The sequence below is a fragment of the Streptomyces sp. NBC_01803 genome (assembly GCF_035917415.1).
Taxonomy (GTDB): domain Bacteria; phylum Actinomycetota; class Actinomycetes; order Streptomycetales; family Streptomycetaceae; genus Streptomyces.
In genome coordinates, this window is sequence record NZ_CP109073.1 from 3,337,883 (window position 1) to 3,359,927 (window position 22,045).

General features: G+C 72.6%; 19 protein-coding genes and 2 pseudogenes. 8 read left to right on the forward strand and 13 right to left on the reverse strand.

The features are described 5' to 3' along the window. Window positions 1–240: 240 nt before the first annotated feature. Window positions 241–876, forward strand: coding sequence for a uracil phosphoribosyltransferase (gene upp, locus OIE51_RS15055; protein ID WP_326598188.1), 636 nt, complete (start codon window positions 241–243; stop codon window positions 874–876). A gap of 29 nt (window positions 877–905) precedes the next feature. Here upp and OIE51_RS15060 read toward each other — a convergent pair whose 3' ends face one another. The 4 genes and pseudogenes from OIE51_RS15060 to OIE51_RS26965 form a co-directional block, all read right to left on the reverse strand. Then, entirely contained in the window at window positions 906–1,580 is a 675-nt protein-coding gene (locus tag OIE51_RS15060; protein ID WP_326598189.1) for a LytR C-terminal domain-containing protein, read from the reverse strand. A gap of 101 nt (window positions 1,581–1,681) precedes the next feature. Continuing rightward, on the reverse strand, window positions 1,682–1,978 hold the full coding sequence (locus OIE51_RS15065; protein ID WP_326598190.1) for a type II toxin-antitoxin system VapB family antitoxin: 297 nt from the start codon (window positions 1,976–1,978) through the stop codon (window positions 1,682–1,684). A gap of 67 nt (window positions 1,979–2,045) precedes the next feature. Continuing rightward, a complete protein-coding gene (locus tag OIE51_RS15070) occupies window positions 2,046–2,237 on the reverse strand; it encodes a hypothetical protein (protein ID WP_326598191.1) in 192 nt (63 codons plus the stop codon). 212 nt (window positions 2,238–2,449) lie between these two features. Next, window positions 2,450–2,596: pseudogene (locus OIE51_RS26965) on the reverse strand (amidohydrolase); the annotation flags it as partial. 184 nt (window positions 2,597–2,780) lie between these two features. Between OIE51_RS26965 and OIE51_RS15075 the strand changes: the two are divergent. After that, on the forward strand, window positions 2,781–3,716 hold the full coding sequence (locus OIE51_RS15075; protein WP_326598192.1) for an AEC family transporter: 936 nt from the start codon (window positions 2,781–2,783) through the stop codon (window positions 3,714–3,716). A gap of 10 nt (window positions 3,717–3,726) precedes the next feature. On the opposite strand, the gene OIE51_RS15080 is transcribed toward OIE51_RS15075, so the two are convergent. The 3 genes from OIE51_RS15080 to OIE51_RS15090 are packed head-to-tail and all read right to left on the reverse strand — an operon-like array spanning window position 3,727 to window position 6,527. Beyond that, entirely contained in the window at window positions 3,727–4,659 is a 933-nt protein-coding gene (locus tag OIE51_RS15080) for a UbiA prenyltransferase family protein (protein ID WP_326600642.1), read from the reverse strand. Continuing rightward, complete coding sequence (locus OIE51_RS15085; RefSeq protein ID WP_326598193.1) at window positions 4,656–5,891, reverse strand: 4-hydroxybenzoate 3-monooxygenase; 1,236 nt, start codon at window positions 5,889–5,891, stop codon at window positions 4,656–4,658. The genes OIE51_RS15080 and OIE51_RS15085 overlap by 4 nt, the downstream gene beginning before the upstream one ends. Window positions 5,892–5,906: 15 nt before the next feature. Continuing rightward, entirely contained in the window at window positions 5,907–6,527 is a 621-nt protein-coding gene (locus tag OIE51_RS15090) for a hypothetical protein (protein ID WP_326598194.1), read from the reverse strand. Window positions 6,528–6,733: 206 nt separating this feature from the next. Here OIE51_RS15090 and OIE51_RS15095 point away from each other — a divergent pair, with 206 nt between their 5' ends. Next, window positions 6,734–8,230 carry an SDR family oxidoreductase gene (locus tag OIE51_RS15095; RefSeq protein WP_326598195.1) on the forward strand — a complete coding sequence of 499 codons (1,497 nt, stop codon included), beginning with the start codon at window positions 6,734–6,736 and terminating at the stop codon, window positions 8,228–8,230. Here OIE51_RS15095 and OIE51_RS15100 read toward each other — a convergent pair. Together OIE51_RS15100 and OIE51_RS15105 are read right to left on the reverse strand one after the other, a co-directional pair. After that, the gene (locus OIE51_RS15100; protein ID WP_326598196.1) at window positions 8,227–9,285 is read right to left on the reverse strand and encodes a hypothetical protein; all 1,059 of its coding nucleotides are present in this window, start codon (window positions 9,283–9,285) and stop codon (window positions 8,227–8,229) included. The two genes, OIE51_RS15095 and OIE51_RS15100, sit on opposite strands and share 4 nt — an antisense overlap. Window positions 9,286–9,324: 39 nt before the next feature. Then, the gene (locus OIE51_RS15105) at window positions 9,325–9,456 is read right to left on the reverse strand and encodes a hypothetical protein (RefSeq protein ID WP_326598197.1); all 132 of its coding nucleotides are present in this window, start codon (window positions 9,454–9,456) and stop codon (window positions 9,325–9,327) included. A 267-nt stretch (window positions 9,457–9,723) separates the two neighbouring features. Between OIE51_RS15105 and OIE51_RS15110 the strand changes: the two genes are divergently transcribed. Beyond that, entirely contained in the window at window positions 9,724–11,958 is a 2,235-nt protein-coding gene (locus tag OIE51_RS15110; protein WP_326598198.1) for a terpene synthase family protein, read from the forward strand. 112 nt (window positions 11,959–12,070) lie between these two features. Next, window positions 12,071–12,565 (forward strand): hypothetical protein, encoded by a 495-nt coding sequence (locus tag OIE51_RS15115; protein ID WP_326598199.1) that lies wholly within the window; start codon window positions 12,071–12,073, stop codon window positions 12,563–12,565. On the opposite strand, the gene OIE51_RS15120 is transcribed toward OIE51_RS15115, so the two are convergent. Together OIE51_RS15120 and OIE51_RS15125 are read right to left on the reverse strand one after the other, a co-directional pair. Beyond that, window positions 12,528–12,926: a hypothetical protein gene (locus OIE51_RS15120; protein ID WP_326598200.1), complete on the reverse strand. Its 399-nt coding sequence runs from the start codon at window positions 12,924–12,926 to the stop codon at window positions 12,528–12,530. The two genes, OIE51_RS15115 and OIE51_RS15120, sit on opposite strands and share 38 nt — an antisense overlap. Window positions 12,927–13,497: 571 nt before the next feature. Next, entirely contained in the window at window positions 13,498–16,677 is a 3,180-nt protein-coding gene (locus OIE51_RS15125) for an AfsR/SARP family transcriptional regulator (RefSeq protein ID WP_326598201.1), read from the reverse strand. 377 nt (window positions 16,678–17,054) lie between these two features. Between OIE51_RS15125 and OIE51_RS15130 the strand changes: the two genes are divergently transcribed. Then, a complete protein-coding gene (locus OIE51_RS15130) occupies window positions 17,055–18,995 on the forward strand; it encodes a tetratricopeptide repeat protein (RefSeq protein ID WP_442811929.1) in 1,941 nt (646 codons plus the stop codon). Here the strand turns inward: OIE51_RS15130 and OIE51_RS15135 are convergent. Both OIE51_RS15135 and OIE51_RS15140 read right to left on the reverse strand, forming a co-directional pair. Next, window positions 18,928–19,524, reverse strand: a complete 597-nt coding sequence (locus OIE51_RS15135) for a hypothetical protein (protein WP_326598203.1) — start codon at window positions 19,522–19,524, stop codon at window positions 18,928–18,930. The two genes, OIE51_RS15130 and OIE51_RS15135, sit on opposite strands and share 68 nt — an antisense overlap. Continuing rightward, a complete protein-coding gene (locus OIE51_RS15140) occupies window positions 19,521–20,744 on the reverse strand; it encodes a hypothetical protein (RefSeq protein WP_326598204.1) in 1,224 nt (407 codons plus the stop codon). The genes OIE51_RS15135 and OIE51_RS15140 overlap by 4 nt, the downstream gene beginning before the upstream one ends. Before the next feature lie 288 nt (window positions 20,745–21,032). Here OIE51_RS15140 and OIE51_RS15145 point away from each other — a divergent pair. Next, a pseudogene (locus tag OIE51_RS15145) lies at window positions 21,033–21,257 on the forward strand (TerD family protein); the annotation flags it as partial. Window positions 21,258–21,490: 233 nt separating this feature from the next. Continuing rightward, the gene (locus OIE51_RS15150; RefSeq protein ID WP_326598205.1) at window positions 21,491–21,940 is read left to right on the forward strand and encodes a hypothetical protein; all 450 of its coding nucleotides are present in this window, start codon (window positions 21,491–21,493) and stop codon (window positions 21,938–21,940) included. Window positions 21,941–22,045: the final 105 nt, after the last annotated feature.

A 22,045-nucleotide genomic window follows, 5' to 3' on the forward strand; every position in this document is an offset into this window, starting at 1 on the left:
GGAATGTCCCCACACGTCATTCCCCGTGCGGGCGGGCGGTACGGGCGCGGTGTGGCCGGACGCGGACACGCCGGGCGACCGGGTCGCGGGCCTGCGGCTTCCCGAGTCGCGGTATATCCCCTCTCCTCCCTCCATGCACCACTCTCCACGTCCCCGCCGCCGTTTGTCCACCAGGGGTCTCGGACGGGAAACGAGCCGGTCAGTCCTGCGATGTCGGTGGTGTTCGGTACTGTCGGACGCATGCGGACCCATGTCGTCGACCACCCGTTGGTGGCGCACAAGCTGACCACGCTGCGCGACGCGCGTACCGATTCACCGACGTTCCGGCGGCTGGCGGATGAGCTCGTCACCCTGCTCGCTTACGAAGCGACCCGTGATGTCCGCACCGAGCTGGTCGATATCACAACTCCGGTGGCGGCGACCACGGGTGTGCGACTTTCCCATCCCCGTCCGCTGGTCGTGCCGATCATACGGGCAGGTCTCGGCATGCTCGACGGCATGGTCCGGTTGCTGCCGACGGCGGAGGTCGGGTTCTTCGGGATGATCCGCGACGAGCGGACGCTGGAGGCGTCGACCTATGCGAACCGGGTGCCGGAGGACCTGTCGGGGCGGCAGGTCTATGTGCTGGACCCGATGCTGGCGACCGGCGGCACGTTGGTGGCGGCGGTGCGGGAGCTGCTGCGGCGCGGCGCCGACGACATCACCGCGATCTGTCTGCTCGTGGCGCCCGAGGGCGTCGAGCGCCTGGAGCGCGAGCTGGCCGGGGCGCCGGTGACGGTGGTGACCGGCGCGCTGGACGAGGGGCTGAACGACAAGGGCTTCATCGTCCCCGGTCTCGGGGACGCGGGCGACCGGATGTACGGGACGGTCGACTGAGCTGAGCTGAGCTGAGCCGGAGGCCCGGGTCAGCAGGACGGTGTCGTCGGGGAGGCGGACTGAGGGGCGGTCAGCTCCGCGAGGCGGCGCTCGGCCTCGTCGGCCGCGGTCAGCTCGGTGAAGGACTCGCCGATGACGAAGTCGAGGACCGAGTCCGCGCCGGCGTCCTGGCCGGACCTCGGCTCGCCGGTCTCGGCGCCGTCGAGCTGGGCGGCGAGGACGGACAGCGCGCCGGACTCCGCCGCGGCGGCGGTGCCGAGGAGCAGCCCGGGGGAGTCGACCTGGCCGTCGAGATCCTCGGGGGCGTTGCCGACCTCGCCGATGGCGAAGCCGCGCTCGGCGAGCGCGTCGGCGGTCTCCTGGGCGAGGCCGCTGCGCCGGGTGGCGTTGTAGACGTTGACGGTGATGGCGGCGGGGTCGGGCAGCTCCGTGGTGTCGGCCGGGCGCCCGTCGCGGGCGGGGGGCGCGCAGTCCTCGTCGCCGACGCCGGATCGCGCCCGGGGCGCGCTGCCGCCGCCGTCGTCCGCCGAGAAGACATCGATGAGCTGAAGGGTCCCGTAGCCGAGCAGCGCGAGCACGGTGACGGAGGCGAGGACGGCCAGCACGAGGCGTCCGCGGCGTCGGCGCGGGCGCATCCTGGGATACCGGTCGCCCGTGACGCGGAACTTCTTGCCGCCCATGCCAGGGGGCGTCAGCATGCTCATGGCCGCAGCGTAGTCAGGGGATCGACGGGGGCCTAATAAATGATCAGCTCAGATGCCGGACCGACCCGAACGGGGCAATCGGCGGGCGGCGGGGCGACGGCTCAGTCCAGCTCCAGCACCCGGGCGTGCAGCACCTGACGCTGCTGCAGGGCCGCGCGGACCGCCCGGTGCAGTCCGTCCTCCAGATACAGATCGCTCCGCCACTTCACGACATGGGCGAAGAGATCCCCGTAGAACGTGGAGTCCTCGGCCAGCAGCGTCTCCAGATCGAGCTGCTGCTTGGTGGTGACCAACTGGTCGAGGCGGACCGGGCGCGGCGCCACGTCTGCCCACTGCCGGGTGTGTTCCCGGCCGTGGTCAGGGTAAGGTCGTCCGTTTCCGATGCGCTTGAAGATCACACGGAGAGCCTACCGGGCGGGACGCTTCCGTCGCAGCCTCCCGCCGTGGTGACGAGTCGGACCATCGTCACCGCCGGGCGGGGGCCGGGGAGTCGGGCTCGGGCAGGCTGCGGGCATAGCGGCCGAGGGTGTACGCGATGACGTCGACGCCGATGTCGAGAGCCGTGGCGTTGACGTCGACGTTGCCGAGGCCGTCGCGGGCGGCGTGGTAGCGGGCGTCGTACGGCACGCCCCGGCGCCGCCTCCGGCGCCGCCCCATGCGGCGGCCTCCGGCGCCGCCCCACGCGCCCCACGCGGCGGCCTCCGCCTCGGACTTGACGCCCTCGGCGCCGGTGAAGACGCCGCCGGCCGGGATGCCCGCCGCGACGAACGGGCCGTAGTCGCGGCGGCCGTCCAGGGCTTACGGCCCGGGGACAGGCCACGGTCGGTCAGGAACGCCGTGACGTCCCGCTCGACCGACGCGGTGCCCTCGTGGACGAACAGGCCGTAGGTGGGGGAGGCGATCATGCCGAAGTGGAGGTAGGGCGCGACGGCGTCGGGTCCGGCCGCCGGCAGGTTGTCCATGGAGTGCTCGGCGCCCAGCGGGCCGAACTCCTCGGCGGACCACAGCGCGAACCTGACCTTGTGCGGGTGGCCGGTCCCCGAGGTGGGCGAGACGCATGCGGGAGAACGTCACGTGAGGGGACGTTATCGCCCATGCCGCGGGTGCCCGGCGCGCTGCTCCGGCATGCCTCGCTACCGGAGAGCCCATTGACCAGACGCGGAATGCGGCCGAGAGTTCGAATATGCGAAGGGTGGCGGCATGGGCGGGGTGATCACCGGCTTCACGATCATCGCCACCGTCATCGCCATCGGATACCTCCTCGGCCTGCACGACCTGCTGGGCGACAGCGGACGGGACGTCCTGACCCGGCTCGCGTTCCACGTGGCGAACCCGGCCCTGCTCTTCGTCATCCTCGCCGACGCCGACCTCGGCGTGCTCTTCTCGCCGTCGCTGCTGGCCACGGCCCTGAGCACGGTCGCCACCGCGTCGATCTTCGTCGCGGTCGGCGCCGCCCGCCGCTGGGGCGCCGCCCGGGTGACGATCGGGGCGCTGTGTTCCGCCTACGTGAACGCGGGCAACCTGGGCATCCCCATCGCCCTCTACGTGCTGGGCGACGCCTCGCTGGTCGCGCCGATCCTGCTTCTGCAGCAGCTCGCGATCACCCCGACGGCCCTCACCGTCCTGGACATGTCCACCGCGCGGGACGGCGGCGGCGAGCGGCGGACCGTCGTCCAGCGGCTGACCACCCCGTTCCGCAACCCGATCGTCATCGGCTCCCTCAGCGGCATCGCGGTCGCCGCCTCGGGCACCACCCTGCCCAGCGCCGTTCTCGGACCGGCCACGCTGGTCGGTGACATGGCCGTGCCCGCCATCCTCCTCGCCTTCGGTATCTCGCTGCGCGGCAGCGCGTTCCCGGCCCGGGGAGCGGAGCGCGGCCCGGTGCTGCTCTCGGTGGCGCTGAAGTCCCTGGCCCATCCGGCGATCGCGTGGGTGACGGCCGCCTGGCTGTTCCGCCTGGACCCGGCCGAGCAGCTGAACGTGGTGGTCACCTCCGCCCTGCCCGCCGCGCAGAACCTCTTCACCTACGCCTCCCACTACGCCACCGATGTCCGGCTGGCCCGCGAGTCGATCCTGCTCTCCACGATCCTGGCCGGGCCCGTGATCGCGCTCGTGGTGGCGCTGCTGGGGCCCTGAGCGGCGGGTGTCAGAACCCGGGCACCTGACGGGCGGCCAGGCAGGCGACGATGATCAGCAGCATCGCCGGGGGGTAGAGGCTCGCGCGGTTGAAGACGGCCATCGCGTTCTCGGGATAGGGGTCGCGCAGCAGACGCAGGCCGGGGGCGAGCAGGGCGTACAGGCCGGCCAGAAGCGTGCCCGCGACGCCGGGCACGCCGCAGGACGGCCAGGACGCGACCGCCATGCCGGTGCCGGAGACCACCGCCACGGCCAGGAACGCGAACGTCAGCAGGCCGCTGACCCGGTATCCGTAGACGACGGGGATGGTGCGGACGCCGAGATGGACGTCCTCCTCCACGTCGGCCCAGTCGTTGACGATGTTCCGGCCGCCGATCTCCCAGGCCGCCAGCCAGGCGCAGAACAGCCACAGCAGCGGGCGGTCCACCTCGGAGGAGACCGCGAACCAGCCGACGCAGCCGCCGAGCGCCACCATCACCCCGGTCAGCAGGAACTTGAGCGGCGTCACCCGGGCCAGCGCGCAGTACGCCGCCTCCAGCAGGGCCGCGGTGATCAGCAGCGCGGCGCACACCCAGCTCAGCATCGCGGACAGGGTCAGCGAGACGGCACCGAGCGTGGCCACCCACGCCATGCCCATGACCGGGCTCAGCCGGCCCTGGGCCAGCGGGTGGCGGCCCCCCGCGCTGTCGATGTCGAAACCCTGGTACGCGCGGACATACGCGAAGCGCTGCCGGTCCAGGTGCGCGTCGATGAGGTCGTTGGCCGCGAACACCGCGAAGTACCCGGCCAGGGAGGCCGTCAGGACCAGCCCGAGCCGGGTGGGCGGCGGGCTGCCGTCGGCCAGGAAGACGCCGAGCAGCGGCTGGGCGACGCTGAGCGTGGCCTGCGTGCCCCGGGAGAAGCCGTACAGCGCCCGGACGTTCTCGGTCAGCACCGCGGTCATGGCCACGCGCTTCCCTCCGTCGGCCCTTCCGCGGCATGCGGTGCGTCCGGGCTCTCCGGCTCCCGCGCGCCGGAGCCGACGTAGTCGTGGGCGAAGGCGGCGGCGTGCGGGCCCGGCCGGCCCAGGCGCTCGATCGCCGCGAGCCGCAGCCGCAGCGAGAACCCGGCGTCGCCGTCCTTGCCCGGCGGCAGGTGCAGCAGCCGCAGCAGCCGGTCGGAGAACTCCTGGGCCCGCCAGATCTGCGGCAGCCGCCGCGCGCTGTAGGCGTCGAGGGCGCCGCGATCGCCGTCCCGGTAGCGGCGCAGCAGGGCGCCCGCGAGGGCGATGGCGTCCGCGATGGCCAGGTTCATGCCCTTGGCGCCGGACGGGGTGAGCACGTGCGCCGCGTCCCCGGCCAACAGCAGGCGGCCGTGCCGGAGCGGTTCGGTGACGCTGCTGCGCATGCGCAGGACGTGGACGTCGGGGAAGCCCGCGATGTCCGGCAGGGGCGCGAGCCGGGCGCGCAACTGCTCGTGGATGCGGTGCGCGGGCCAGTCGTCCGCCGTGTCGCCGGGGGCGCACTGGAGGTAGAAGCGGCTGAGGCGGGAGGTGCGCGGCATTATGCCGGCGAAGCCGTCGGGGTGCACGGCGTAGACGACTCCTTCGGCGGGACGGTCCACCTCGGCGAGGACGGTCAGCCAGTCGTACGGATAGCGGCGCCGGAAGACCCGGTGGCGGACGGCGGGGAGGGCGGCGCGGGACGCGCCGCGGAAGCCGTCGCAGCCGACGACATACTCGCACTCGATCTCGATGCCGTCGCACACCAGGCGCGGGCGGTGCGTCGTGACGTCCTCGACGGCCCGGACGGTCTTGGAGAACATCGGCGGCGGCCCGGCGCCGCCAGTGAGGGTCGCGATCAGGTCCCTGACCAGGAACTGCTGCGGATAGACCCAGTGCCGCCGGCCGCCGGAGAGGGCGCCGTAGTCGACGCGGACGTCCCGGCCCAGGCAGCGGAAGGCGCACCAGCCGTGCCGGACGCCGTCGGCCAGCAGCCGGTCGGCCAGCCCGTCGCGGCGCAGGGCCGCGACGACGCGGTGTTCGAGGAGCCCGGCGCGCGGGCGGTGCTCGACGTGCTCGCGGGACTGCCGTTCGACGACGCGGCAGGCGACGCCGGCCCTGCTGAGCAGGTTGGCCAGCACCAGCCCGGCCGGACCCGCGCCGATGATGCCCACCTGGGTACGCAGCCGCCGCATGAGAACCGTGCCGCCTCACGCCGCCGGAACGGCGGACGGGTTGAAGAGCTCGTTGATCAGCGCCAGCGGGTCGTCGCTGTGCCAGACGAGATAGGTCTTGTAGGCCGCCGGGCGGCCGGGGCCGTCGTCGCCCGTCCAGGGGCGGCGGCCCGCGTCGAGCAGCGTGCGGCGATAGCCCGTGCCCGCGGCGGTCAGCGCCGGGCCGAGCGGGATGGATCTGCTGGTGAGGCAGGGTTCGAGGCCGGGCGCGAGGCCCAGCCTGGCCACCACGTGGTTCACGGACAGGGCCTGCCCCCCGGTCCGGGTGGTGGCGGAGTACCGCACGAGAACGTCCCCGCCGCCGTCGATCCGGAGCAGCGCGGGCACGCCGTTCCCCGTGTCGCGGGCGGGGGTCCGTAACTGGGCAAGACAGGTCAGATGCAACGGTTCGCCAGCCATGGATTCCAGGAGGGTCGTGGTCAGTCCCTCGCTGCTCAGCAGCATGCGGGTCAGCGGGGAGGAGAAGTGGCGGATCCGCTCTCTCGGGTCGGCGGTGCCGTCGAGGGCGGCGCCGAGTATCGCGTCGAGGGGCACGTCGAGCGGCACGTCGAGAGGAAAAGCCGCGGGAAAGACGCCGCATGACGTCGGCACGGACATCTGATCACTCCTCATCGCCGGGCATCACCTAGATGTCCAACGGCGTCGGCCCCGTCAGGTCACGGCCCCGCACCCCGACGGAAGCGTGTGCGCCGGGGGCCCGGCGCCGGGGCGGGAGGCGGGCTCCGGTCGCGGGGTCGCGAGCACGGGCCCCCGCTCGCACGTCCCCGGTTGCGGGCCTCCCGCGCGCGGCCGAGCATGGCGGCATGACGCGCCGCCGCTGCCTGGTCACCGGCGCCACCGGCTATCTCGGCGGCCGGCTGGTGCCCGAACTGCTCGGAGCCGGGCACGCGGTGCGCTGCATGGCCCGCACGCCGGACCGGCTGCGACACCGCCCCTGGGCCGACCGGGTCGAGACGGTGCGCGGCGACGCCACCGACGCGGCCTCCGTCGGGGCCGCGCTCGACGGCGTCGAGGTCGCCTACTACCTGATCCACGCCATCGGCTCGGGACGCGACTTCGAGGACACCGACCGCCGCGCCGCCCGGATCTTCGGCGAGCGGGCGCGCGCCGCCGGAGTGCGGCGGATCGTCTACCTCGGCGGGCTCACCCCGGTGGGCGTGCCCGAGCGGGAGCTCTCCCCGCACCTGCGGTCGCGCGCCGAGGTCGGCCGCATCCTGCTCGGCTCGGGCGTGCCGACCGCCGCGCTGCGCGCGGCGGTGATCATCGGCTCGGGCTCGGCGTCGTTCGAAATGCTGCGGCAGCTCACCGAGCGGCTGCCGGTGATGACCACGCCGAGCTGGGTGCGCACCCGGGTCCAGCCGGTCGCGGTCCGCGACGTGCTGCGCGTCCTCGTCGGCTGCGCCGCGCTGCCGGACGACGTCAGCCGGACGTTCGACCTCGGCGGGCCCGACGTGGTGACGTATCAGGACATGATGCGGCGCTACGCCCGGCAGGCCGGGCTGCGGCGGCGGCTGATCGTGCCCGTGCCGGTGCTCACCCCCAGCCTCTCCAGCCACTGGGTGGGACTGGTGACGCCGGTGCCCAGCCGGACCGCGCGCCCGCTGGTCGAGTCGCTGAGGCACGAAGTGGTATGCGCGGAAAGGGACATCGAACGGTACGTGCCGCCGCCGGACGGCGGGTTCCTCGATCTGGACGGGGCGCTACGGGCGGCGCTGCGGCAGGTCGCCGGGACCGCGCCGCCCGCCCGGCCCGCGCCGGGGGACCCACAGCCGGGCGACCCCGGCTGGGCGGGCGGCAGCCTCTACACCGACCGGCGCGAGCGGGCCGTCGACACGTCACCCGCCGCGCTGTGGCGGGTGATGGAGGGCATCGGCGGCGCGAACGGCTGGTACTCCGCGCCGCTCGCCTGGGCCGCCCGGGGCTGGCTGGACACGCTGCTGGGCGGTGTCGGTCTCCGGCGGGGCCGCCCGGCCCCGGGGCGGCTGCGGGTCGGCGACCACCTGGACTTCTGGCGGGTGGAGGCGCTGGAGCGGGAGCGGCTGCTGCGGCTGCGCGCCGAGATGCGGCTGCCGGGGCTGGCGTGGCTGGAGCTGACGGTGCGCCAGGACGAGGCGGGCCGGACGGTGTACGGGCAGCGCGCGCTGTTCCAGCCGCGCGGCCTGGCCGGGCACGCCTACTGGTGGGCCGTGTGGCCGTTCCACGCCTGGGTGTTCGGCGGGATGGTCCGCAACATCACCGCCGCCGCCGCACGGGACGACGGCCGAGCGCCCCGCGGAACGGGGCGGCCCGCGCCGGACTAGTCGCCGCCGCCTCCGCCGCCACCGCCGCCATCACCTCCGCCGCCCCCGTCGCCGCTTCCGCCTCCGCCTCCGTCACCCCCGCCGTCGCCGGACCAGCCGTCACCGCCTCCGCCGGGGCCGGAGTCGTCGCCGCCCTCGCCCAGACCGGTGTACCACGGCTCCTCCCACGACGCGGACTCCTCCGGCTCGGGCAGCCGGCGGCGGGTGCCGAAGCGGATCGTGCCGGTGGCGTCGCCGAGGGCGAAGACGACGGCGAAGAAGTGCGCGACCACCGCGTCGAGCGGGTCACCGGTCTCGTGCCGGACGTCCGCCAGCGGCAGCAGCAGGTGGCCCCGGGCCGACCGGGGCGCCGGGCGGCGCAGCAGCGCCACCGGCCGGCCGTCGCGCAGCAGCCGGCCGGCTCGGGCATCATGCCGCCACAGCTCCCAACGACCTTGGGCCGCCTGGACGATGACGCTGCGCTTGGACTTCCGCCAGTTCTGCGCGAGCGTCACGTGCGCGGGCAGCTCGCCGATGGTCACGACCAGGCCGGGCGGGACCTCCGTCAACCCGGCCGGGAGCCCGTACGGGCCGCGCAGCCGCGCCACGGGCAGCCCCGGCGTCCACACGTCGGCCCGCACCAGCCGCCGGTCGACGGCGACCACGACCGGGCCGGCCGGTCCCTGCGCCACGCGCCGGGCCATCCACAGCGGGACGCCTTCCCGCGCGGCCAGCCCGGCCGCCTCGGCCACCGCGGCCGGGCCGCCGCTCAGCCGGACCGCCAGGTCGCCGAGGGCGCGCGCGAACTCGGCGGCCCGCCGCACCCGTATCGGCTTGGCGGCGCCCGTGGCACGGATGACCGGCACCACCGAGGTGCCCGCCGGGATGGCCGACAGCGGCCGTTCGCCGCCGCCGCCGCCCAGCCACGTGCCGCGCAGGCAGGCGTCGGCCATGGCCGTCAGGTTCAGCTCGGACAGCGGCATCCGGCGCCCGCCCAGGCGCAGTTCGCCATCGGTCAAGTTGACGCTGGTCGCCAGCGGATTCCAGGACTTCTCCGCGTAGATGACGTCGCTCATCGTTCCCCCGTTACGCCCCCGAGTGCGGTGTCATCGTAGTCATCCCCGGGGCGGCCGGGGCGAGTCGCGGCAGGGGCCGGACCAAACCTTCACGCGCCGTCCGCCGCCGGTCAGCAGCGGGACCAGCCCGCGGCCGATGACCCCGGTGGCTCCGGCGACGAGAACGCGCATGGTCTTCTCCTTCTCCTGGTGGCGCGGGGAGGACGAGCGGCCGGCGGCCCGGGTGACGTCTCGCGGCGTGATCCGCGTCACGTGCGGGTGGGCGTGCGGGTGGGCGTGCGGGTGCGTGCGGGTGGGCGCGTGATGTGCGTGCGGCGGGTGTCCGCTCGGGCGTCTTGGATTCACCCGCATGGGGGGTTTGCCGCCGTCGCCGGGTCTGGAGGCGGGCGGCCGGGTAACGCTGGGCCGACCGGGACCGCGACTCACGGAAGGCGTGTCATGGCACAGCCCTTCGAATTGCCCGAGTTCTACACCCCCTATCCCGCGCGTTTGAATCCGCATCTGGAGCAGGCGCGGGAGCACTCCCGGCGGTGGGCCCACGAGATGGGGATGCTGGAGGGCTCCGGGATCTGGGAGCGGAGCGACCTCGACGCCCACGACTACGCCCTGCTGTGCGCCTACACCCACCCCGACGCCTCCGCGTCCGACCTCTCTCTGGTCACCGACTGGTACGTGTGGGTGTTCTTCTTCGACGACCACTTCCTGGAGACGTTCAAGCGGAGCCAGGACCGGGCCGGCGGCAAGGCATATCTGGACCGGCTGCCCGCGTTCATGCCGATGGACCCGGCCACGCCGACGCCCGAGCCGACGAACCCGGTGGAGGCGGGCCTGGCCGACCTGTGGCGGCGGACCGTGCCCGCCATGTCCCCGGACTGGCGCGTCCGTTTCGCCGAGAGCACGGAGAACCTGCTCAACGAGTCCCTGTGGGAGCTGGCCAACATCAACATCGGCCGGGTCCCCAACCCCGTCGAGTACATAGAGATGCGCCGCAAGGTCGGCGGCGCGCCCTGGTCGGCGGGCCTCATCGAGTACGCCGCCCGCGCCGAGGTACCGGCCCAAGTCGCCGGCTCCCGGCCGCTGCTGGTGCTGCGGGACGCCTTCTCGGACGGGGTGCACCTGCGCAACGACCTGTTCTCGTACCAGCGGGAGGTCGAGGACGAGGGCGAGCTGAGCAACGGCGTGCTGGTGCTGGAGACCTTCCTCGACTGCACCACGCAGGAGGCGGCCGACGCCGTCAACGACCTGCTCACCTCGCGCCTTCAGCAGTTCGAGCACACCACCCTGACCGAGCTGCCGCCGCTCTTCGCCGAGCACGGGCTCGACCCCGCGGCCGTGGCGAGCGTGCTGGCCTATGTGAAGGGGCTCCAGGACTGGCAGGCGGGCGGCCACGAGTGGCACATGCGCTCCAGCCGGTACATGAACGAGGCCACCCGGTCCCGCGCGCCGCTCGGGATGGCGGGGACGATCGGGGCGCCCGGCACGACCGGGGCCGGATTCGGGCTCTCGGCCGCCGACATCAGGCTCACCACGCGGCGCGCGGAGACGGCCCGGGTACGGAACTTCACCCATATCCCCTTCCGCCGCGTCGGGCCGTCCCGGCTGCCGGACTTCCATATGCCGTTCGAGCCGCGGCTCAACCCGCACCTGCCCGGGGCCCGGGTCCGTCTGGTCGACTGGTCGCGGCGGACGGGGCTGCTGTCCGAGGGCATTTGGGACGAGCCCGGGCTGCTCGACTTCGACCTGCCGCTGTGCGCGGCCGGGCTGCACCCGGACGGCTCTGCCGATGAACTCGACCTGGGCTCCGCCTGGTTGGCCTGGGGCACTTATGGCGACGACTACTACCCGGTCGTCTTCGGCGCCCGCCGCGACCTGGTCGCCGCCAAGGTGTGCACCGAGCGGCTGTCGTTGTTCATGCCGGTCGACGAACCGGGCACCGTGCCCCCGCCGTTGAACGCGCTGGAGCGCGGCCTCGCCGACCTGTGGCGGCGCACCGCCGGACCGCTGGCCGAGCCGGCGCGGCGTTCGTTCCGCGAGGCCATCGACAAGATGACGGCGAGCTGGCTGTGGGAGCTGGCGAACCAGGCGCACCACCGGGTGCCCGACCCCGTCGACTACATGGAGATGCGGCGCCACACGTTCGGCACCGACCTGACGATGAGCCTGGCCCGGATCGGGCATGGGCAGCGGATTCCCGAGGAGATCTACCGCAGCGGGCCGATGCGTTCACTGGAGAGCGCCGCCGCCAACTACGCCAGCCTGATGAATGACGTCTTCTCGTATCAGAAGGAGGTCGAGTTCGAGGGCGAGTTCCACAACGGGATCATCGTGGTGCAGACCTTCTTCGACTGCGACTACCCCACCGGCCTCGCGATCATCCATGACCTGATGACGGAGCGGATGCGCCAGTTCCAGCATGTCGCCGACAACGAACTCCCGGTCGTCTACGACGACTTCGAGCTCGACACGGAGGCGCGGGAGATCCTGGACGGCTATGTGCGGGAGCTGCGGAACTGGATGTCCGGCATTCTCGTCTGGCACCGCGACTGCCGCCGGTACCGGGAGGAGGACCTGGTGCGCCGCTTCGCGCGCCAGTGGCCGCTGAGCGCGCCCACCGGCCTCGGCACGTCGGCGGCGCGGCTGCCCGCGCCGCCCCGGCCGGCCGGTCGCCGCTGAGCCCAGGGGTGAGAGCGCGTCCCCCGCTTGGCTCCTCCGGAATGGCCGGTCTCCGGGCGCGCGACCACGATCGGACCTACCGCGCACCGGGCGTGGGGAAACGGAGTCCGACATGCGCAGACGCGCCCTCACCGTCCTGGGCCTGATCGCCCTGCTGGCCGTGCCACCGACCGGTGCCCTCGCCCTGGACGGCGACGACTGGAAGTCCTTCCTGCCGCCGAACGCCCTGCTCCCGTTCCAGGTGCGGGAGATAAGGGCGGCGACGTACCCGCATCACGATCCCGGCCAGGCGGAGACCGCCGGCTACGCGCCGGCCTCCGCGTGCGTGCCGGGGAGAGGCGTCCCGTATGTGAAGTCGATCGCGGAGGGGCAGGACGACTTGGCGGTCGCCGAGCCGAACGTGCTCGTCTACGCCCCGCTGACCGGCGGCGGTGAGGAGCTGGTCGCCGTCGGGTACGCCTCGAAGACGCCCGCCTCGCTGTTCGGCCGGGAGTTCGACCCGCCCAGTGACGCGGTGCCCTACCACACGCTGCGCGCGTGGGTGTGGAAGGTGAACCCGGCCGGCCTGCTCAACGCGACGAACCCGCGCGTCTCCTGCGACGGCTGACCCCGTCGTGCCCCTCGGGCCACAGCAGCCCGGCCACGGACAGCGCCCCCCAGCCGACGGACACCGCGACGGCGGCCCGTCGCCGACCCCGGTCCGGCAGCGTCATCCCGAGCAGCGCCGCGTCCCCGAAGTCCGCCGCGATCCGCAGCCCGGCGGCGACCCGCAGCGCGGGCCCCTCCGGCGCGAGCGCCATGGCGGCCCCTCCGGCGGCGTCCCGCCACCCCACGGGACGCAACGAGACCCGCGTCGACTCGTCGTCGGCCAACCCCGACGCCCGCCCCAATACCCCCGGCCACACCACGACGGCGACCCCGTACACGGCGGTGGCCACCCCGACCTTCCGCAACAATCCGACCCGCACGTGTGCCTCCCGCGTCGTGTGGCCGCCGTGCTCCTGCGGCCATTGTGCCCGTCCGCGCGACGAGGCCGCCCATCTCCGGCCGTACGCCGCCTGCGTCCACTGGCGTTATGGCCCCCCTATGTGAGGAATGCATGAATAGCCGCACCGCTAGGCGTGCGCAAGTGCGCGCCGGGGCCGTTGAACTCAAGGCCCCACCGCGCAGATACGCACGCCTCAGGCCGCGACCGGGGACATCGGGATGCATATACGGCCCTTGTACGCCCCGGCTTCCGCGGTGTGGGCGATGTGTTCCGCCGTCACGGATACCCACAGGCCGAAGTCGCGGGACTGCGGCGGGGTGGTTACTCCCCCTGCGGCTTTCGCCGTTGGCGCGGCGCCGATCAGCAAAGCTGAAACGGCGATTGTGCACAGTGTCGCACCGGCGGGCGTTCTTGCTTGCACGTGCGTCCCCTTCTGGCGAGCTGGCTCGAAAGAAGGGCCATTACATACTACAAACCTGAGCGGTGCAAATCCGCGCCCCCGTTCGGACTTCCGGCGCATTGGCGGCGTTCTGGGCGGGATCGAATCGGACTCAAACGGGGTCGACGGAAGCCGTCGCACCACCGTCCAGGCGGGCGTGAATCTGGGCCGCGTGTACACGGTCAAGGGGGAGAAGCGTCTTGTGCGCCGCCATCCACAGGGCCCGCGCTTCCGCCTTCCGACCCTGAAGATGACGGACCTCGGCCAAGGCGGCCCTGGCCCGTGCCGCCTCTCCCTGGGCGGCTATTCTCTCCGCCGCCGTGATCGCCTCGTGCAAATGCCCGCTGGCGGCATCAAGGTGTCCGAAGGCCGTCTCCGCCTCCGCCATCCCGCGGAGAGCTTGGGCCTCCTCATGCGCGGCACCGATGGCGCGAGTCAACTTGAGGGCGTCGGAGTGCCGTCTCATGGCGGCGGCGAAGTCCCGCATGCGATGCAGACATTTCCCGGCGCCCATCAGTGCGTTGGCCTCGTTCTTCCGGTCGCCGAGCTGTGAGAAGGTTTCGAGGCATGCCTCGTACATCCGTAGCGCGGACGATACTTCCTCGCTGCTGCCGGCGGTCAGAATCGATGCGAGATTCGCCCGCGCGGTGGTCAGGTCGGAAAGGCTTCCGCTTGCTTCAGCGAGGTCGATCGACTGCTCGAGAACCTCACGCGCCGATTCCGGCTGCCCCATGTTGATGTAGAGGTCTCCGAGATTGTTCAGGGCCTTGCAGAGATTCCTCTCATCTCCTTCCTCCTGCAGCAGACCTATGACTTGGAGGAAGAATTCCCGGGCGCGGCCGTGGTCGCCGAGGGCGATGAGTGAAATCGCTATATTGTTGAGATGCCTCACCCGGTCGTGCGTGACTCCGCCGACCGCGCGCAGAGCAAGTGCTTTCTCATGGAAGGCGAGAGCCGTTCGGTTTTCCCCCAGATGCCAGTGCACGATTCCGAGCAGCTTCACAGCTTCCACCTCCGCGTCGGCGTCGAGCACCGTGGAGGCGATCTCCAGAGCACGTTGGCACGTACGCCGGGCCTCGGGGTAGTTCCCGGTGGCCGCGTAAGTGTTGCCGAGGGCGAGGAGCCCGAGACACAGCGGGCGTTGGAGACCAGCCCGCTGCCAGTGATCGACGGCGTGCCGGTGCATCCGCTCCGTGTCCACCCAGTGGGATTCGGCGTGCAGGAACTCCGCCAGGACGTGACTCAGCAGTGCCGCTCGGTCGGGGGCCCGGCCGTGGCGGGCGTCGCGCTCCACCGCGAGGAGGTTCGAGCGCTCGGTGGTGAGCCACTGCCTGCCGTCCTCCGCGTCGCGCGGCGTCGGGATGGGCAGGCTCACGGGCGGCGCGGGGAGCGTGAGGCGTGGGCGCCGGGGATAGAGGACGCGGTCGGCGCGGGCCGCGGCGTGCAGGTAGAACTCGATCAGCCGCCGCTGTGCCGCGTCGCGCTCCTCCGCCGTCTCCTCGGAGAGCGCCAGGGCGTGCGCGTACTCCCCCAGAAGGTCGTGGAAGCGGTACCGATGGGGCGTGGGCTCCTGCAGGAGGTGGCACCGGAGCAGCGACTCAAGCAGCCGTTCCGTCCTCTCCAGCGGCAGGTCCATCAGCGTCGCCGCGGCGTGTGGTCCGAATCCGCCGCCCACGTGCAGTCCCAGCCTGCGGAAGGCGGCTCGCTGGTCGGCCGTCAGCGTTTGATAGGAGAGCTCGAAGGCCCTGGCGATCTCCGAGTCGCCGTCGCGTATCTCGGAGAGCCGCCCGGAGCCGCGCGAGAGGCGCTCGCGGAGGGTGGCCAGTGACCACGACGGGTGGGCGCCGAAGCGGTTGGCCGCGAGTTCCAGGGCCAGGGGGAGATAGCCGAGGAGATGTACCACGGTGGAGAGTTCAGCGTCGTCCTCCGTCCGGTCGTCGGCGGCGAAGCTTCTGAACAGCGCCATCGCGTCCGCCGGGGGCAGGACATCGAGGGCGATCGACCTGACGCCCGGCAGTCCGCTGAGCCGCCTGCGGCTGGTGATGATGAACAGCGAGCCGGACTCGGTCGGCAGCAGCGGCCGGATCTGCTCGGGTCCGTCGGCGTCGTCCAGGATGATCACGGCGCGGCGGCGCGACAGAACGTTCCGCCCCAGGACCGCCCGCTCTTCGACGTCCAGGGGAATGGACGTCGCCGGAACTCCCAGGTGGCGCAGGAGACTGGCGAGCGCGGCGCCCGTGGTCAGCGGCTGCCGCGCGAGGTCGTGGGCGCGCAGCTCGATGTGGAACTGACCGTCGGGGAACCTCTCGCGCAGTTGCCGCGCGGCGTTGACGGCCAGCGCGGTCTTCCCCACGCCGGCCATGCCCGAGATCGCCTCCAGGGCGACGATCGCCCCCTTGTCGCCCGCCGCTTCGGCCGCGGCGCGCAGCCGGCGCATCTCCGGCTCGCGGCCCACCAGGGGATTGTGCCGGGGCAGGTTGCTCCGGGGGGCGGGGGAGCGTGGCGGGCGGGGGCCGTTGGGCGGGCCGGGGATCAACTCGCGCAACGGGGCGCGGTCCAGGACATGCCGGTGGATCCGCGTCAATTCCTCGTCCGGATCGAGCCCGTCCTCCGCGCGGAGCGCCCTGCGCACCTCCCGGTAGACGCGGAGGGCGTCCGCGTGTCGGCGGTCGCCGTAGTAGGCGATCATGAGCTGTCCCGCCAGCGTCTGATGGCTCGGATACTGCTGGACGAGCGCGGACAGCTCCCCCACCAGCTCGGAGAAGCGCCCCATGCGGAGCTCCGCCGCGATGCGGGAGGAGGTGACGCTGAGCCGCGACTCCGTAAGGCTGAGGCGCATCTGACCCGCCCACGAGCCGGGCAGCCCGGCGAGTGCTTCCCCCTGCCAGAGAAGGTCCGCCTGGCGCAGCAGCGCGCCGGCCGCGTCGTCGTCTCCCTCGGCCACCAGCCTTCTGGCCCGCTCCGCGGTCTCCCGGTACCGGTGCCAGTCGACCGACTCCGGCGCCGCCTCCAGGGTGTACGTGTGCGCGTGGCCCCTGATGCGGGGCGCGTCGGAACCCTCTCCGGCCTTGGCCAGCGCTCTGCGGATCCGCGATATGTAGGTGTGGACGTTCGGGCGCGCCGTCTCCGGCGTCTGGCCCTCCCACAGCCGGTCGATGAGCGTGTCGATCGCGATCGGACGCCCCACGACGAGAGCCAGGGAAGCCAGGATGAGGCGCTCTTTGTCGGAACCGAGGCCCGTCAGCCGCCCCCGCGAGACCATTCCGACGGGGCCGAGGATGTGCACCTCCACCAGCGCTCCCCTCGCCGGCATATCCGCCAGATAAAAAGCATGACAGACCGTCAGGTGCTCCACCAGGGGTCTCGGACATCTGGCCGAATTCTTGTGCCGGTGGATTATCCGGTGTCTTTTCCGGCTCGAACGTGGGTAGGGATTCCCGCCATCAGCCTTCACGAGGGCCCGGGATGGCCCGCGTGATGTGCGGGAGGGGCGGGCGGATGCATCCTCATGCCAGCACGATCGGCGGCTCGGCCAGGATTCACGGGCCGAGCATCCAGGCGGGGCAGATCCAGGGCGGGATTCATGTGCACGCGGCGGGACAGGAGACGCCTCCTGTGCCACGGCAGTTACTGCGTGTATCAACGCACTTTACCGGCAGGGAACAGGAGTTGGCGGCACTGTCCGAGTCACGCGCCCACAGCCCGGACGGGTTCAGCCCGTTGATCGTGGTGACCGGACCCGCCGGGATCGGGAAGACGGCATTGGTCTCGCGGTGGCTGCGCGGCACGACGGACGACTTCCCCGACGGCCATCTCTACGCGGATCTTCGCGCGCACGCGCCCGGCGGTCCCGCTCTTCCGGGCGAAATCCTCGGCCAATTCCTGCGCGCCCTCGGTGCCGCGGCGATCCCGGCGGATCCGCAGGAGCGCATGGCCTTATGGCGCTCGGTCACCGAACGGCGAGCCATCGCCATCATGCTCGACAACGTCTTCACCGCCGCTCAGGCGCGTCCGCTGCTCCCGGGCGGCGAGCGCGGTCTCGTGGTGGCCACCAGCCGGTACCGGCTGACGGGGCTGAGCACGGAGGGCGCCGTCCTCCACCAACTCGGTCCGCTGGAGCCCGAGGTCGCAGTCCAGCTCCTTTCCCGGGGAGTCGGCAGGGAGCGGATGCGCGACGAGGCGGCGGCGGCCCGGCGGATCGTCGCGCTGTGCGCCGGGATGCCGTTGGCGGTGTGTCTCGCCTCCGCGCGGCTGGCGTCCCGGCCGAGGCAGCCCGTCAGGGCCCTGGCCGACGCGCTCGCGCAGGAGCAGCGGCGGCTGACCGAGTTGGCCGTGGAAGGGGAGACCGTGGTCCGCAGCGCGCTGGACGAGTCGTACGCCGCACTGCCTCCCGACGTCGCCCGGCTCTACCGGCGGCTCGGGCCGCTTCCCGTGCGGACGTTCGAGGCCCGCTTGGTGGCCGCGGCCTGTGCCGTTCCCGTTCAGGAGGCGGAGAGACTGCTCGACGCGCTGATCGAGGCGAATCTGATCGAGGACATCGGCCCGGACAGTCATCGTTTCCACGATCTTGTCCGCATTCACGCCGCCGAACGCGCGGCGGAGGAGGACTCCGGGGCGAGCCGGACGGAAACGCTGCGGCGGACGGCCGACTGGTGCCTGGCTACGACGAGCGCGGCGCAGAGGATGCTCACCCCCGCCCAGGCGACGATGCCGCGCGCCTACGCCCATCCGCCCGCGGAGCCGCGCTCCTTCGCCGACGAGACCGACGCGCTGGCGTGGATGGAGAGCCGGCGATCGGATCTGCTGGCGGTGGCCCGCGCGGCGTCGGCCGAGGGGTGGCACGACACGGTGTGGCAGCAAGTGGACGCCCTGTGGCCGCTCTTCCTGCGGCTGCGCCACTACGACCTCTGGATCGAGGCGCACGGACTCGGCCTGGCCGCCGCACGGGAGGCCGGGAACGGGCCGGCCGAACGCCGAATGCTCAACTCCGGGGCCATCGGACTGAGCGGTGCCCGGCGATTGGACGACGCCATCGACTGGTACACCGCCTCGCTCCGCGCGGCGCGGGAAGCGGGAGATGCCCGGGACGAGGGGCAGGCGTTGCTGGGGCTCGGTGCCTGTCACCGTGACGCCGGGCGACTGACGGCCGCCGCGCCGCACCTGACGCGGGCCATCACCGTCTGGAAGGACGTCGGTTACCTGCGCGGAGCGGCGCTCGCCCGGATCGTGCTGGGCGAAATCGCCGCGGCCACCGGGGATCTGCCACACGCCCTGGACTGTTTCACCGAGGCCCGCGAGGAGTTGACCGCCCTAACCGAACCGTACGAGGCGGCCCGCGCCTCGGCGTTTCTCGGGCACACCCGCGCGGTGGCAGGGGACTTCGACGGAGCGCGGGCGGAACTGGGCGCGGCGCTGGCCGTGTTCGAGGCGGCGGGAGCGTCCCACTGGCAGGCGCGCACCCTGGAGATGCTGGGTGACAGCGCGCTCCGCCAGCGGGACGCCGTTGCCGCGCGTGGCTATCTGGGGCGTTCCCTCGCCCTGTTCACCTCCTACAGCCCGGCGGACGCGAGCCGGGTGAGAGGGCTGCTGGACAGGACGACAGCGGGCTGACCGACTTCAGTTCCGACAGGGAGCGCCCTGCCGCCCGCCATCCGTGGAGGCAGGACGCGACCAGCGCGCTGTCCCGGGGACCGAGTTCACCGCCGGGCCCCGCCGGCAGGACGTGGGTGATCCCGCTGTTCCCGGCCGCCGCCCATCCTCCCCCGATGAGCGGAAGCGCGGCGAGCCCGCACCCCGGATGGCGCTCCAGCGCCGTCTCCAGCCAGCGGTCCGCCTGGGGCAGGGACCGGGGACGGCGACTGTGCAGGACATCGGCGCAGGCCAGCCGGCGTTCGTCCCGGCAGGTGTCGGCGCTGACGAGTAAATGCTCGTCGACGGGCCGGGGCAGGGGCGCGCAGCAGCGCCTCGCCGGAAGCCACCCGTCGTCGCCCCAGGCCATCACGGTGAACCGGTCCGAGCGGGCGACGGCGAGCAGGCCGGGTGCCGGGAGCCCGTGGACGCTGTCCGGGGCCCGCTCGACACTCACATGACGATGTCCGTCCTCGGCCGCCGGAGTGCCGGCCCGGTCGATGGCGGTCATGCCGGAGTCTCCCTTCGTATCCAGGCGTCCAGGGGCGCCGGTGGAGGAAGTTGATGGGTGGGTGCCGGGAAGGCCGGTCGGCCGAGGCCCAGCACCCGGTACAGCAGATGCCTCATGTTCTCGTTGAACCGGCCCGGCTCGGAGGTGATTCGGGAAGCGATGGCGACATAGTCCTGACGCCGGTATTCGGCTTCCGCGTAGTGGAGTTGGTCCCGGAGCGGATGCGTCGGAGACAGGGCGGGCGCGGTCAGCGCCAGGGTGGCCGCCGGCGACTCGGGGTTCATCTCCTGCCGCGGCGAGGCGTCCAGCAGGATCGGGGCCGGGGTGAGTGTGCCGTACAGCGTCACCGAGCCGTGATCGCCGATGATCCAGTCGGCGGCGATGAGGACGGTGCGCCAGTCGGCCTCGGGCGGCAGGACAGCGATGCCGCGTTCCGCGCACCGCGCGAGCCAGGAGTGCATCTGCCAGGCTCCGTACCGGGACCATACGTTGGGGTGGACGAGGATCGCGGCGCGGATGTCGTCACCGTCGAGTTCGCCCAGCAGCCGGGGCAGAAGCGCTTCGATCTTGCCGAAGGACGACAGCGGCCCCCAGGTCGAGACCGCGGCGAGCAGCTTCTGGCCTTCACGCAGGCCCAGAGCTTCCCGGTACAGGTCCCGCAGCGGCAGGCTGGCGGTGATTCGGTCGTGGACGGGATCGCCGATGACGGTCGCCACCGGGAGCGCCTCCGGGCACGAGCGGGCGAGCTGCGCCCTGTCGTCGCGGTGCGGCAGGACGACGGCGGCGGGCAGCGAGCCCTCGCCGAGGACGATGTCCTCCCTGCTGAGGCCCGGTACGCGCAGATCCGCGGTGCCGGAGATGCGCTTCAGGTAGTTGGCGCCGTGCGGAATCGTGATCACGGGGGCCTGTATCTCGCCCATGTCGCGCGGACCCGCCGCCAGGGCCAGGTCGAAGGGCGTGCGTATGACGTCCCGCCACGGCATCACCGAACCGCCGAGGCGCCGCAGGAAGCGGGTGACCCCGTCGCCGAACTCATGGGGCGGTGCCGCGAAGTGCACGTGGAGCCGGAGATCCGGCGCCAGCAGGTGGATGACGTCCCGCAGCCGCTTCCCGTAGGGAATGGTGTGCGCGACGACCAGGACGTTCTTGCGCTCGGGCAGTGTGTGCCAGTGACGGGAGCCGTCCTTGTGCTCCCGCTCCGGCAGGCCGATGGCCGGCATGACATCTCCATGTCTGCTCTGAGGGATGGTGATGTCCCCGCCGTCGGACGTCCGCTTCAGCCTGGCGTCCGCGGGGGACGGGGGGCTGATGCCCGCGCGTTCGGTCGAAAGGCTTGCCGCGGTCTTGCGGAAACCTTGCCGACGGCACGGCTTCGGGCCTTGCGGGCGGGCTCTTCGGCTCCGCCGCACCGGACTTGGCGATCCCGGGGCTCAAACCGGCGATCCAGCGCTATGGTTCGCACACAGAGCGTGAGGTGTGTGGCGCACACGATATGCCTTGGGGGGCGTATGCACGAGATGGTCAAGGGAGCCAACGTCGGCCTGGCAGCCCTGAGCGAGAACGCCGGGTCGGTGATGGTCGGCCTGACCTGGAGCAGCGAGGCGGGGGACGGGGACGGGGACGCGGACGTCTCCGTGCTCCTGCCCGACGCCGACGGCAAGGTGCGCGGCGACGCCGTTTTCTTCTTCTCCGACAACCCGTCGGCGGTGGACGGCAGTGGGCAACTCCTGGGCCCAAGGTACCGACCGTCGTCGGCTGAGCTGGGGTTCGGGGCTCGGTACCGATGAGTTCCACCGTCGGACGCGGTCTCACCTCCGACGGGCGTCACCGCGAGCTGACGGGTAGACGCATGAGGTTCGAAGCGGCCGTCTTGGCACCGGAGTTGACGGAATTCTTCTTGGCCGGGTGAGCGCCCCCCGGCACGCGTTACCATCGCAGCAGGTCACGTAAGGGGGAGGGTGACGCGATGCCGGTGGAGGCGTGGGCGGCCCTGGCGGCCGTGGGTGGCACCGGGGTGGCCGAGGCGGTGGGCACGGGCGCGTGGCCCGAGGTCCGGCGGCGGGCGGCGCGGCTGCTCGCGCGCGGTGACGAGCGGCGCGAGCACGACGAGTTGGCCCGGCTGGACCGGGCGGCGGCCGAGTTCGCCGCCGCGGAGCGCGGGGACGAGGCGGAGCGGGTGCGGTTCGGCCTGCGGGCGGTCTGGCGGACGCGGTTCGAGACGCTGCTGGAGGATCTTTCCGGGGAGCAGGAGCGGGCGGAAGTCGCGGCGCTGCTGCGGGATTTGGCACCGGACACCGGGGACCCGCCCGGCAGTGGCCCGGGCATCCGCGCCGACCGGGGCTCGATCGCGGCGGGCGTGGTCAACGGAGGCGCGTACCTCGGCCCCCCTCTCAAGCCGGTTCCGTCCCGGGGCTGAACGGACCGGCTCCCGTCAGCCCCCCACACCTCCCGGCGGACCCGGGCGGTTTCTCCGTCCAGGCCATCGACCGGGGCCTCGCGGTCGGCCACGCCGATCACGTCA